Source organism: Janthinobacterium sp. GW823-FHT06H09, assembly GCF_058794735.1.
Window position 1 is genome coordinate 16,614 of the sequence record NZ_JBXAHC010000017.1, and the last position, 12,640, is coordinate 29,253.

The 12,640-nt window shown below is 61.6% G+C and carries 13 protein-coding genes; 6 read left to right on the forward strand and 7 right to left on the reverse strand.

The window, feature by feature from the left end; translation table 11 throughout:
• The first annotated feature begins 210 nt into the window (after positions 1 to 210).
• Both ssb and AC1Q6X_RS23800 read left to right on the forward strand, forming a co-directional pair.
• Positions 211 to 720 carry a single-stranded DNA-binding protein gene (gene ssb, locus AC1Q6X_RS23795; protein WP_046683231.1) on the forward strand — a complete coding sequence of 170 codons (510 nt, stop codon included), beginning with the start codon at positions 211 to 213 and terminating at the stop codon, positions 718 to 720.
• 164 nt (positions 721 to 884) lie between these two features.
• A complete protein-coding gene (locus AC1Q6X_RS23800) occupies positions 885 to 1,394 on the forward strand; it encodes a DUF1203 domain-containing protein (protein ID WP_492498590.1) in 510 nt (169 codons plus the stop codon).
• Here AC1Q6X_RS23800 and AC1Q6X_RS23805 read toward each other — a convergent pair.
• Positions 1,391 to 1,807, reverse strand: coding sequence for a hypothetical protein (locus tag AC1Q6X_RS23805; protein WP_070291905.1), 417 nt, complete (start codon positions 1,805 to 1,807; stop codon positions 1,391 to 1,393). The two genes, AC1Q6X_RS23800 and AC1Q6X_RS23805, sit on opposite strands and share 4 nt — an antisense overlap.
• A gap of 288 nt (positions 1,808 to 2,095) precedes the next feature.
• On the opposite strand from AC1Q6X_RS23805, the gene AC1Q6X_RS23810 reads away from it, so the two are divergent.
• Positions 2,096 to 2,875 carry an acetoin reductase gene (locus tag AC1Q6X_RS23810; RefSeq protein ID WP_070291911.1) on the forward strand — a complete coding sequence of 260 codons (780 nt, stop codon included), beginning with the start codon at positions 2,096 to 2,098 and terminating at the stop codon, positions 2,873 to 2,875.
• Between the two features lie 152 nt (positions 2,876 to 3,027).
• Positions 3,028 to 3,534 carry a GNAT family N-acetyltransferase gene (locus tag AC1Q6X_RS23815; protein ID WP_143450060.1) on the forward strand — a complete coding sequence of 169 codons (507 nt, stop codon included), beginning with the start codon at positions 3,028 to 3,030 and terminating at the stop codon, positions 3,532 to 3,534.
• A 6-nt stretch (positions 3,535 to 3,540) separates the two neighbouring features.
• Here the strand turns inward: AC1Q6X_RS23815 and AC1Q6X_RS23820 are convergent, their stop codons facing one another.
• On the reverse strand, positions 3,541 to 4,389 hold the full coding sequence (locus tag AC1Q6X_RS23820; RefSeq protein WP_492498591.1) for a hypothetical protein: 849 nt from the start codon (positions 4,387 to 4,389) through the stop codon (positions 3,541 to 3,543).
• 165 nt (positions 4,390 to 4,554) lie between these two features.
• On the opposite strand from AC1Q6X_RS23820, the gene AC1Q6X_RS23825 reads away from it, so the two are divergent.
• Together AC1Q6X_RS23825 and AC1Q6X_RS23830 are read left to right on the forward strand one after the other, a co-directional pair.
• Positions 4,555 to 5,121, forward strand: a complete 567-nt coding sequence (locus AC1Q6X_RS23825; protein ID WP_070224799.1) for a GNAT family N-acetyltransferase — start codon at positions 4,555 to 4,557, stop codon at positions 5,119 to 5,121.
• Positions 5,118 to 5,870, forward strand: coding sequence for a metallophosphoesterase family protein (locus tag AC1Q6X_RS23830; protein ID WP_492498592.1), 753 nt, complete (start codon positions 5,118 to 5,120; stop codon positions 5,868 to 5,870). The genes AC1Q6X_RS23825 and AC1Q6X_RS23830 overlap by 4 nt, the downstream gene beginning before the upstream one ends.
• On the opposite strand, the gene AC1Q6X_RS23835 is transcribed toward AC1Q6X_RS23830, so the two are convergent.
• The 5 genes from AC1Q6X_RS23835 to AC1Q6X_RS23855 form a co-directional block, all read right to left on the reverse strand.
• A complete protein-coding gene (locus tag AC1Q6X_RS23835) occupies positions 5,867 to 6,496 on the reverse strand; it encodes a hypothetical protein (RefSeq protein WP_492498593.1) in 630 nt (209 codons plus the stop codon). The two genes, AC1Q6X_RS23830 and AC1Q6X_RS23835, sit on opposite strands and share 4 nt — an antisense overlap.
• Positions 6,497 to 6,587: 91 nt before the next feature.
• Entirely contained in the window at positions 6,588 to 7,931 is a 1,344-nt protein-coding gene (locus tag AC1Q6X_RS23840; RefSeq protein ID WP_121670679.1) for a sigma-54-dependent transcriptional regulator, read from the reverse strand.
• On the reverse strand, positions 7,924 to 9,834 hold the full coding sequence (locus AC1Q6X_RS23845) for a sensor histidine kinase (RefSeq protein WP_492498594.1): 1,911 nt from the start codon (positions 9,832 to 9,834) through the stop codon (positions 7,924 to 7,926). Before AC1Q6X_RS23845 ends, AC1Q6X_RS23840 begins: the two co-directional genes overlap by 8 nt.
• Before the next feature lie 244 nt (positions 9,835 to 10,078).
• Positions 10,079 to 11,071 (reverse strand): porin, encoded by a 993-nt coding sequence (locus tag AC1Q6X_RS23850; protein ID WP_492498595.1) that lies wholly within the window; start codon positions 11,069 to 11,071, stop codon positions 10,079 to 10,081.
• Positions 11,072 to 11,179: 108 nt separating this feature from the next.
• The gene (locus AC1Q6X_RS23855; RefSeq protein WP_070224793.1) at positions 11,180 to 12,493 is read right to left on the reverse strand and encodes a dicarboxylate/amino acid:cation symporter; all 1,314 of its coding nucleotides are present in this window, start codon (positions 12,491 to 12,493) and stop codon (positions 11,180 to 11,182) included.
• Between the last annotated feature and the right edge of the window lie 147 nt (positions 12,494 to 12,640).

Below are 12,640 nucleotides of genomic sequence, written 5' to 3' on the forward strand. Positions count from 1 at the left end.
GATGCGTACTAACGTTTGAATACTGTATATAATACCAGTATTCAAGTTTCTTGTTTTCCTCTGCCGTGAAAAAAACGTGCTGCCGCACGGGAGATGGCGTCCGCCAGAAAGCGGGTGCTTTGCGTCGCGTGGTCGCTTATAATCCTCGTTTAGTACACTAAACTAACGCGCGGGACACCGGCTCCCGCTGCAGTTCATCAGGAGTTATTCATGGCATCAGTCAACAAAGTCATCATCGTCGGCAATCTGGGCCGTGACCCGGAAATCCGCTACATGCCTAGCGGCGACGCGATCGCCAACATCGCCGTGGCCACTTCGTACAAATCGAAGGACCGCAACACGGGCGAACAAAAAGAATTGACAGAGTGGCACCGTATCTCGTTCTTCGGCCGCCTGGCGGAAATCGTCGGCCAATACCTGAAAAAAGGCTCGTCCGTCTACGTCGAAGGCCGTCTGCAAACCCGTAAATACACGGACAAGGACGGCGTCGAGAAGTACGCAACCGACATCATCGCGGAACAGATGCAAATGCTGGGCGGCCGTTCCGGCATGGGCGGCGACGCCGGCGGTGGCGATGACAGCTACGGTGGTGGCGGCGGTTACGACGCCCCGGCCCCGCGCCAGGCGCCTGCCCCGCGTCCAGCTCCGGCACCGGCGCCACGCCCGGCACCGAAGCCAGCGCCGAACTTCTCGGATATGGATGACGACATTCCGTTCTAAGCACGCCGTTCTGACGCCTGGCGTCAGACACTGTCGATAAAGAGCCTGCTTCATCCGTGAAGCAGGCTTTTTTTATGGGCACGGGCTGTAGACGGCGATGCGGGGGCGCATGCTGACATTCGATCGCAAGAAGCGGATGGCGGCGCTGTCCCGATGCTGGTCTGATGGTGTTTTTGACGACGCCGGAGAACAGCATGGATTTTCGCATTACGGGGCTGTCACCCGAGCCTTTTCTACCCTTTTTTTTCCTATCCGATGCCGAGCTGGCGGCGCTCGGCATGCGGCGCTACGTGGTCGACCAATACCCCGGATTTCCTGACCGTATAATGCTGGAGGACGCCCCGCTGGGCGAGACCGTGCTGTTGTTGAACCATGTGTGCCAGCCCGCCATGACGCCTTACCGGGCTTGCCACGCCATTTTTGTCCGCGAGGGCGCCACGCAAGTGTACGATGCCATCAATCAAGTACCGGAATCGATGCGGCGGCGTTTGTTGTCGCTGCGTGCCTATTGCGCCGACGGCATGATGCTCGATGCCGATGTGGTGGAAGGCACCGCCATCGAGGCCGTCATTGCACGACTATTCGGCAATGCGGACGTCAGTTATATCCACGTCCACAATGCCAAGCGGGGCTGTTATGCGGCCCGCATCGACCGCGCGGACTCCCTTGCCTAATCGCGCAAGCCCATCTCCAGACTGTAGCTGGCTACCGCATTCCTGCGCGCCGCGTTGCGCATCAAATACACCTGCACCGTGTACTCGCCATCGGCTGGCAGTTTCGCCTGGTAACTGTTGCCGCTGGTCGAGCCGATGAACAGGGCTTCCTCCTGGCCGGCCTGGCGGATGTTGAAGTAATTCGACGCCTGATTGGTTTTCAGCTTGACGCTGAGGGTCTGGCCGGCCTTGCCTGTCAGCGTATATTCGGCCGTGGCGTAGCCCTTGATCTTGCCTTTCACGCTGCGCGCGGCTTTGCCTGCCGTCAATTCCACTGTTTCCTTGTGGACAGGGTCGGCGCTCCAGGCGGGCGTGGCAAACACGAGGGCCGCCAGCAGCAGGCCGGGGCAAAGGGACAGGTGACGACGCAGCATATGGCATTTCCTTTGAACGTGGATGAATAAGCAGACGGTGGCGATGCCGTCCATGTTACGCCAGCGGTTGCCATGCGCCTGTACGGCAGCGCGCGTATGGCCAGTTCGAGGACGGTTTTTTCACCTTTCTTGACCTATGTAGTTTTTCTGGCCGCGCACGTTTCAAGATGCGGCGAAATACGATTTTCGGGTAGGCTGAAGCGTCTCTTCGATGCGGAACTGGCTGCGGGCGCCGCTGCGCCGGACCGGTTTTGCAGCTCTTCTTCCCTGTATTGAAAGGAACGCAGAATGGGTATTTCCGGAAAAGTCGCGCTGGTCACAGGTGCCGCGCAAGGTATCGGCAAGGCCATCGCCTTGCGCCTGGCCAAGGATGGCGCCGATATCGCGCTGGTCGACCTGCACCAGGAAAAGCTGGACGCGGCCGCCGCCGAAGTGCGCGCGCTGGGGCGCCGCGCCATCACCTTCATTGCCGACGTGTCGCAGCTCGATCAGGTGAGCGCGGCGGTGGCGTTTGCCGAACAGGAACTGGGCGGCTTCGACATCATCGTCAACAACGCCGGCATCGCGCAAGTGCAGCCGCTGCTCGACGTCACGCCGGAAGAGGTCGACCGCATCATGCGCATCAATGTGCAAGGGACGCTCTGGGGTATCCAGGCGGCCGCCAAGACCTTCAAGAAGCGCAAGCAGAAGGGCAAGATCATCAATGCCTGCTCCATCGCCGGGCACGACGGCTTTGCTCTGCTGGGCGTGTATTGTGCCACCAAGTTTGCCGTGCGCGCGCTGACGCAGGCGGCGGCCAAGGAACTGGCGGCCGACGGCATCACCGTCAACGCGTATTGCCCTGGCGTCGTCGGCACGGACATGTGGGTTGAGATCGACAAGCGCATGGCCGAAGTGACAGGCGCCGAGCTGGGTGCGACGTATAAAAAATTTGTGGACGGCATCGCGCTGGGACGCGCCGAGACGCCCGATGACGTGGCGGGACTCGTTTCCTTCCTGGCAGGGCCTGACGCCGATTACATGACGGGCCAGGCGCCGCTGATCGATGGTGGTCTCGTGTACCGTTGAGGTATTGACCGCGCAGAAAAAACAGCCCGCGCTGTCACCGATAGCGCGGCCTGTTGGCGTGGCAATGCAGCGCTGGAATGCAGCAGGGAGATGAGTGACCCGGTGCTACACTCGCTATTTTCAGCGACGCCAGGCGTCGGAAAGACGGGACCATGCCAGTCGCACAGAACATGATATTACGCGCCGTTGCGCCCGGCGAAGAAGGGGCGCTGGCGCGGCTGTTCCAGCTGTACTGCTACGAAAATACGGCCTGGAGTGGCGAAGACGTGCTGGCCGATGGCCGCTACGATGTGTGCGATGCCGGGCTGGCCGAGTATGTGCATGCGCCCGCGCATACTGCCGTCTGGATCGAGGTCGATGGTGCGCTGGCGGGCTTTTTCATCACGGAGCCTGGCGTGGCGGGCAAGCTGCCGGTGCAGGAGTTCAGCGACTTCTTTATTTTGAAGAAGTACCGGCGCCGGGGCGTGGCGCTGGAAGTGGTACGCCGCGTGCTGCTGGGCAGCGAGCAGACGTGGCTGGTGGCGATGTTCCGCGCCGATGCCGCTGCCTGCGCGTTCTGGCGGCAGGCATTTGCGCGCCTGCCGTTTGCCAGGATCGAGGCGTACGAGGATCCGGACTTGCCGCAGTTCCAGCTGACTTTGCTGAAACCGGCGGCCTGAGCCGGTTTAGAAGCGTACTTTCACATATGCTGACGGTCCCGTCAGGCGGATGTTCAGGTCGGCATCGCGTTCGCTGTCGCGGTGCAGCTTGATTTTCGAGATGCCGTAGTCGGCCACGAAACCGATATTCTTGAACGGGAACCACTCCACGCCGATATTGCCGCCGTAGATGTGGCCGTTGATGCGCCCGCCATTTTTCTTGATGCCCGACGCTTCCGCATACATGCGCAAATCCGGCGTGAAGGCATGGCGCCAGCCCACTTCCAGCAGCGGCGCAAACGCGTGTTCGCCGATGGAATCACGCGCCGTGGCCGTTTCGCCATTGACGACGCCGGTGGCCGTGCCGTTCAGGTTGGCATGGTAATAGGCGGCGCCCAGACCGATGCCCAAGGTGTCGTTGCCGCTGCCGAGCCACCATTTATAGGCCAGCTTGGCCAGGTCCAGCTTCAGATCGGCATTTGCCGTGGCCGTTCCCGTGACGGGCTGGCCATTGATGACGGTCTCGCCCGTCAGGCTTGGCGTGTAGGATTTGTCGTAGCGGTAGTAGTCGAATGCCAGGCCATGGCGGTCGCCGATCAGCAAGTCCGCCTTGATGCGCGGGATGGTCGTATGGCTTGGCTTCGATTCGGGCGCGTCGATGCGGCCAAATTGCGTGTCGGCGCCGATATTGATGCGCGGATCGGCGGAAAACGCCCCCACCGAGATGCTGACACGGTCCAGCGTGGGCGATGGCTCGGCCCGTGCAGTGGCGGCCGCCGTGGCAATGCCCAGCACGCCCAGCATCATGGCGCCGCGCAAGGCGAGGTGGTGCGGGCGTGGTGGGGACAGGCGGGTGGACACGGACATGACAGACATGGGGTAACTCCTCAAAATAAAGTGAAAACTGTCGCGACGTTTTGGGCAACAGTGCAATGAGGAAATGGTAGCAATTGTTACTTTTGAATTACGTAGCCGCACGGCGCAAATTACCGTCGGATTTGTCCTACCGTATGTAAGTCCTGGTTAGAGGAGAGGAAAACGATGCAAGCAATCATCGAGCTGGCGACACCGCGTTTGCTGCTGCGCCAATGGCGCGACAGCGACTTGCCGCCATTCGCGGCGCTGAATGCCGATCCCCGCGTGACGGCATATTTCCCGGCCGCCCTGTCGCGCGACGCCAGCGACGCTATGGCGCGGCGCTGCAGCGGATTGATCGCCGGGCGGGGCTGGGGTTTATGGGCGGTAACCTTGCGTGAAAACAATGCCTTCATCGGCATGACGGGGCTGCATAGCCCCGACGCGCAATTGCCGTGCTCGCCATGCGTGGAAATCGGCTGGCGTCTGGCGTTCGATTACTGGGGACAAGGTTACGCGCAGGAAGCGGCGCACGCCGCCCTGCAGGTTGGTTTCGAGCGTTTGCAACTGCCGGAGATCGTCTCGTTCACGGCCTTGCCCAACGTGCGCTCGAGCACCCTGATGGCGCGCCTGGGCATGCGTCGCGATGCTGCCACCTTCGAGCATCCGGCCCTGCCGCCAGGACACGCATTGCGCACCCATTGCCTGTATCGTCTGACGCGCGCAGAATGGGGCGCACAGGAGGGAACATGAGAATCGCCGCCATTTCCGATATCCACGGCAACCTTGATGCGCTGGAGGCCGTGCTGGACGACATCGCCCGGCGTGACGTGGACGTGACCGTCAATCTGGGCGATATCGTCTCGGGCCATCTGCAGCCGCGCGCCACGGCGGCGCGCCTGATGGGGCTCGGCTTGCCCACCATCCGCGGCAACCACGAGCGCCAATTGTTCGGCGACCCGGCCCGCATGGGCTTGTCCGACGCTTTTGCGCGCGCGCAACTGCTGCCGGAGCAACTGGACTGGATCGCGGCGCTGCCCGCCACCTTGCGCTTGCGCAAAGACGTGCTGCTCGTGCATGGCACGCCGACAAGCGATCTCGTGTATTTTCTCGACAGCGTCACGCCGCAAGGCAGCCGCGCCGCCACGCAGCAGGAGGTGGCCGAACGGGCCGGCGATGCCGACGCGGCCTTGATCCTGTGCGGCCACACGCACATGCCGCGCCAGGTGCGCCTGGCCGATGGACGGCTGATCGTCAATCCGGGCAGCGTCGGCTTGCAGGCCTACGACGACGACCACGGCTATCCGCACGTGATGGAAAACGGCACGCCGCACGCGCGCTATGCCATCGCGGAACAGGGCGCCGATGGCGCCTGGACGGCGCAGTTATATGCGGTCAAGTATGACTGGGACAAGGCGGCCCGGCTGGCGCTGGCCAACGGGCGGCCCGACTGGGTCGTGCCCTTGCGCACGGGATTCGTCGGGCCGCTTGATGTTGCTTAGCAACTTGGCGCGCGCGTGATGGGCACGGGGACCAGTTCCGTCTTGCCGTCCTTGGCGATCACCCGGTTGATGCTGATGCTGCAGCGCTTGCCTTCCCACGAGAACGCCGCTTCGTAATCTTCGCCCGCGCGCGGCCTGAAGGTGATGTCGCCACTGCAGCTGGGCGAGACGGTTTCATAGTTGATGCCGTTGACCACATAAAATGGCGAAACGTCCTGGAAGCCGATACGCAGGCTGCTTGGCTTGTCGGCTGGAACTTCGTATTCGCGGAAATAGGCTTTCGAGAAAATCCCATCCTTGCGCGACAGGTTTTTCGACGTTTCCGTCTCCGGGATGCCCAGGCTGGTATTGCTGACACTGCCGATCAGGGAACCGAAGGCGGAACTCATGCCTCCACTGGCCTTTTCCACGCCATCGCTGAACATGCCGCGAATGCAGCTGCTGTCGCGGTACAGGAAGGCCGTGGCGCCATTCTGGCCGAACAGGCGCAGGCGGCTGATGGCCGATGTTGCCGGCGCCGCTGGCACGCTGGCCGCTTCGGCAGCGGGTGCTTCGGTGGTGGCGGTATCCTGGGCAAAACTGGCGCTGCAGAGCAACAGGGAAAAGAGGAAAGCAGGTTTTTTCATTGGCTTTAAGAAATTATCAAAAAGAAACAATATATACCATTCGGCAATATTTCTTTTGCTTTTTTGAATCGCTTCGCCTCCCTCCAGACGCCTAGCGGAATTCTTCCGCCACCAGGTTGTACTTCTGCATCTTGTGATACAAGGTTTGTTTCGGCAATCCGAGCACCGTGCTCACTTCGCTGACGTTGCCCGCATATGCGCGCAGTTCCTGTTCGATCAGGGCGCGTTCGAAGCCGTTGACTTGCTCCGCCAGCGACAACGGGCTGGGCTGGGCGCTCGCCAGCAGGCTCGAGGCGCCGCCGGCGATGCCGAGCACGAAGCGGTCGGCGATATTGCGCAATTCGCGCACATTGCCGGGCCAGGAATGGGCCATCAGGTTGCGCATCTGCGCGCTCGAGACGACGGGCGCGGCGCGGTTGTAGCGGGCGGCGGCAGCCAGCACGAAGTGTTCGAACAGGATGGGAATGTCTTCGCGCCGTTCGCGCAGCGGCGGCAGATGCAGCACGATCAAATTCAAACGGTAATACAGGTCGCTGCGGAATTTTTGTTGCTGCGACAAGTCTTCCAGGTCCAGCTTGGCCGCCGCGATGACGCGCACGTCGACGGGTGTGGGCACGTTCGAACCCAGGCGTTCGATATAGCGTTCCTGGAGCACGCGCAGCAATTTCACTTGCAGGGACAGGGGCAGGCTTTCGATTTCATCGAGGAAGAACGTGCCCTGGTCCGCGTGCTCGATCTTGCCCACCTGCCGTTTGGCCGCGCCCGTAAATGCGCCCGGTTCGTGGCCGAAGACTTCGCTTTCGAATATGCTTTCGGGAATCGCGCCGCAGTTGACGGCGACAAAGTTGTGCTTGCGGCGGTGGCTGAAGTCGTGCAGGCAGCGTGCCACCATTTCCTTGCCCGTGCCCGTATCGCCATAGATCAGCACGTCGGCCGGTTCGTCTGCAACGTCGAGTATCAAACGCCGTATGTCGCGCATCGCCACGGAATTGCCCAATAAGCGTGCTTCGATGCCGCCGCCGTCCTCGAGCTGGCGGCGCAGGCTGTGCACTTCCAGGGTCAGGCGCCGGGTTTCCAGCGCGCGCAGGATGACGTCGACCAGCTGGTCGGATGAATACGGTTTTTCGATGAAATCGTAGGCGCCCGTGCGCATGGCGTGCACGGCCATGGTGATGTCGCCGTGGCCCGTGACGAGGATCACGGGCAGGTTGGCGTCGAGCGTCTTGACCGCTTGCAGCAATTCCAGGCCGCTCATGCCGGGCAGGCGCACGTCGCTCACGACGATGCCGGGGAAATCGGGCGTCAGCAGTTTATAGGCCAGCTCGGCCGAGTGGAAGGCCAGCACGTCCAGGCCGGCCAGCTGCAGTGCCTGTTCGCTGCCTTCGCGTACGGTGGGGTCGTCTTCGACCAGCAAGACCTTCAAGCCGTCAAACATGTTTTTCCTCCTGCGTTGCAATCTGTAGTTCGATGGTGAAGATGGCGCCGCCGCCGGGGGCGTTTTCGGCGCGCAGCACGCCGCCGAACTGGCGCGTGATCTGTTCGGAAATGGCCAGCCCCAGACCCAGTCCCAGGCCTTGCGGTTTGGTCGTGAAGAATGGTTCGAACAGGTGTTCATACACTTCCGTCGACAGGCCCGGCCCCGTGTCGGCCACGTGGATCAGCACGTGCTCGTGCGTGCATTCGACGGCCACGCGCAGGCTGCGCACGTCGCTGCCGTTCATGGCGTCGAGCGCATTGGCGTACAGGTTCACCAGCACCTGCTCGAGGCGGTTGCTTTCGCACATGGCGAAGATGTCCTCGGGCGGCAGTTGCAACGTAAAACGCACATTTTCCACCTGCAGCCGGCGTTCGACGAGGAACAGGGCGTTGCTGATCGCCGTGGGAATCGAGACGGAGGTCAGGCTGGTCGTCGATTTGCGCGCAAAGATCTTCAATTGCCCCGTAATGGTCCCCATCCTGGCCGCAATTTGCGAGATCTTCGCCAGGTTGCGCCGCGCGTCGTCGAGCCGGCCCCGCTCGAGCAGAATGACGGCATTGTCGGACATGGTGCGCAGCGCCGTCAGCGGCTGGTTCAGTTCATGCGTGATGCTGGCCGACATCTGTCCCAGTACGGCCATCTTGCCTGCTTGGAAAAGTTCATTCTGCGTGATGTGGAGTTTCTGTTCGGCCTTGCTGCGCACCTCGATTTCCTGGCTCAGGCTTTGCGTCATGGCATTGAGTTCCGACGTGCGCTCCTCGACCATGGCTTCCAGGTTGTCGTAGGCATGCTGCAAGTCTTCGCGGGCGCGCAGTTTTTGCGCCACGGCCGCGCGGCGCTGGCGCAGGTAAAAGAACAGCAGCATGAAAAAGCCCAGCAGCACGCAGGAGAAGGCGGCCGCGGCGCGCGCGCTGGCCTTGGCCTGCGCCAGGTCGGACAGGTAAATGAAGGTCCAGCCTTGCGGCGACTTGAGCTTGATCTGCGTCATGACGCTCGAGCTGGTCTTCGGCGGCGTGTCGGCATGTTCCTGTTCGCGCACGCTGATCACGCGCGCGCCATTGCCCAGCTGGCGGTCGGAAACGAAGGGAATGGCTTCCAGTTGCTTCGAGTAATACTGGCGCGTGCGGTTGAGTTCTTCGACGACGGCGGGCGACAGCGGCGCCAGGGTCTTGTACTTCCAGTCCGCCATGGAACTGAGGAAGATCACGCCGTGCTCGTCGGCCAGCATGACCTTGTCTGCGCCCTGTACCCAGCGTTTTTCCAGGGTTTCCAGGTTCACCTTCACCGTCGCCAGGCCCAGCATGTGGCCATTCTGGTAGATGCCGTGGGCAAAGAAGTAACCGGGCTCCAAGCGCGTCGTGCCCACGCCATAAAAGCGGCCCGGCGTGCCGCGCAAGGCATCCTGGGCGTAGGGGCGGAACGAGATGTTGTCGCCAATAAAGCTGTCCGGCCCCTGCCAGTTGCTGGCGGCCCGTGTGTTGCCGTCGAGGTTGCTGATGAAAATGGTCGAGGATTTCGCCTGGGCATTCATCTGCTCGAGGTAATGGTTGACGGTGTCGACCAGCACCGGGTCTTCCGGGTGCTGCAGCAGGCGGATCACGTCGCGGTTCAGTTCCAGGGTCTTGGGCAGGAAGTCGTATTTCTCCAGCGCGTTTTCCAGGCTGCTCACATACACCTCGAGGCGCTGCGCGCCGCTCGCCTGCAGCTTGCCGATGGCGATGCGTTCCGTCCAAAAATACACGAGCCAGACGGTGGCCAGGCAGGCGGCCAGCACCACGCCCCAGGCCAGCGTTTCGCGGCCCGACCGTTGCGACAGGCGCTGGCGCCAGGAAAGGGAGGATTTGGTAGTACTGCTATTCATAAAATCAGCTGCCAACTTGCAAGAACCCACAGTATCGCATCTTGATGTGTCTCAACATAAAAAAAGCCGCCGGACATGCATCCGGCGGCCTGCGCATTTACGCATTTATTTCATGGACCTTTCGACGTCCGACAAAATCGTAGCGAGCGGCAGTGATTTGTGGCCGAGAAGCGCAACCGTACTTTAGTACGGTGAGCATCGCCGGCCGCAAAGCGCGCCGCGCAGTAGATTTTGGCCGACGTCCTTAGAACGTATGACGCATACCGAGGTTGAAACCGCTGTTGCCGGTGCCATTGTCGGTGGCGTTGCCGACGACGAAGGTGGCGCCGTTCTTGTTGCTGATGTGGCCATAGCCGGTGTACAGGTCGGTGCGCTTGGACAGGGCGTAGAACGCGCCGATGGCCCACTGCTGGGCATCACGGTTCAGGTTGCTCTTGTCGTTGTGGCGGATGTACGAGGCGACCAGCTTGGTGGCGCCGAACGGGGCGCTGAAGCCGACGAGGATGTCGTTGCTCTTGCTGTTGTCGAGGGCACGGTTGTCGGCGTAGCCGAAGTTGCCTTGCAGCACGCCAAAGTCGTAGCGCGTGGCCAGCAGGGTGTTGCGCGTTTGCTGGGTCGCCAGCGCATTTTCCTTGCGGTGGTGCGTCAGGGTCACGTTCAGCGGGCCATCGATGTAGTGCACGGCGCCGCCCATGCTGCGGTTTTTCGCGTTGTCGCCGGCCACTTCGCCAAAGCCGTACGCCAGGTCGGCCGACAGTTTGCTCCAGGTCGGCGTGCTGTATTGCACCATGTTATCGACGCGGATATTCGTCACCATCAGGTTCGACGCCGTGCCGGCCAGGCCGATGACAAACGGATCGGCCACGTCGCGCAGGGCCAGGTAGTACGGCGAGTACTGGCGGCCCAGGGTGACGGCGCCGGCGCTGCCGGTCAGGCCGACATACGCCTGACGGCCGAACAGCAGGCCGCCCTGACCCGAGGTGCCGGTATCGATATTGAAACCGCTTTCCAGCACGAAGGTGGCGGCCAGGCCGCCGCCCAGGTCTTCCTTGCCTTTGAAGCCGATGCGCGAGCCCGAGGCGACGCCGGAAGCGACGCGGTTCAGGCGGTCTCCGGCCGCATCCTTGTCGAACACCAGGCCGGCGTCAGCCACGCCGTAGATGGTCACGCTCGATTGGGCCATGGCGCCGGTGGAGGCTGCGCCGAGGGTCAGCAGGGTAAACAGGACTTTTTTCATGAAAATCTCTCTAATAAGTTGGAATGACTACTGATCGCACTACCTGACTGCTTGTTACTCAACATGGACAACAAATAAATAGCCCGCTTGTGGCGGGCCATGGCGCTATCAGGCTTTGCTAGCGTGATCCGCTTCGCCCCAATGGCTTTCCGTGTTCTGGTTGGCCGCGTTGGCCGCGGCTGCTTCTTCCTCGGTGGCCAGGCCACCTTCCCACTTGGCGACGACGGCCGTGGCGACGGCATTGCCGACCGCGTTGGTGGCCGAACGGCCCATGTCGAGGAACTGGTCGACGCCCATCAGCAGCAGCAGGCCCGCTTCCGGAATATTGAACTGGTTCAGGGTAGCGGCAATCACCACCAGCGAGGCGCGCGGCACGCCGGCCATGCCTTTCGAGGTCAGCATCAGCAGCAGCAGCATGGTGATCTGCGTGCCGATCGACAGGTCGATACCGTAGGCTTGCGCGATGAACAGCACGGCGAAGGTGCAGTACATCATCGAGCCGTCCAGATTGAAGGAGTAGCCCATCGGCAACACGAAGCTGGAAATCTTGCGGTCCACGCCGAACTGGTCGAGCGCCGTCAGCAGTTTTGGATAGGCCGCTTCCGAGCTGGCCGTCGAGAATGCCAGCAGGAATGGTTCGCGGATCAGGCCGACGAGCTTGAAGATGCGCGGGCCGATGACGACGAAGCCGGCGCCGATCAGCAGGGCCCACAGGCACATCAGGCCCAGGTAGAAGCCGCCCATGAACTTGGCAAACGTGACCAGCACGCCCAGGCCGTGCGTGGTGATGACGGAGGCCATTGCCGCGAACACGGCCAGCGGGGCCAGGTTCATGATGGTGCCGGTGATGCGCAGCATGACTTGCGCCAGCTGGTCGACGACGGCCGTCAGGGTCTTGCCCGATTCGCCCAGGCCGGCCAGTGCGCCGCCGAAGAAGATCGAGAACACCAGCACTTGCAGGATTTCATTGTTGGCCATGGCCTCGATCGGCGATTTCGGCACCAGGTGCGTGAAGAAATCTTTCAAGGTGAAGGCGGCCGTTTTCAGATTCGTTGAAGCGTGTACGTCCGGCAATGGCAAGCCCAGGTTGGTACCGAGCTGCATCAGGTTCGACAGCACCATGCCCAGCGCCAGCGAGACCAGCGAGGCGACGACGAACCAGCACATGGCTTTCAGGCCGATGCGGCCGGCTGTCTTGCCGTCGCCCATGTGGGCGATGCCGACCGTCAGGGTGGAGAACACCAGCAGCGCAATGATCATCTTGATCAGGCGCAGGAAGACGTCGGTGACGATGGAAATATTGCCAGCGATTTGCTTGCTCATGTCCGCATCGGGGAAAGCGGAATGGCATCCATAACCGACGGCAATGCCGAGGATCATGGCAATCAGGATGTACAGGGTTAATGGCCGTTTCTTTTTCATTATGACTCCTCCGGTGAAACGCCGCTGTGAGCGGATTATTGATTGCGAGCAACTCAAGCTTGGAGTCAATATTTCTCAAAAACAAGCCCTTGCGTGCCAGCGATTATTTGCAGCAAAACCTGTACATAGCAAAGGATATGCCTGAAA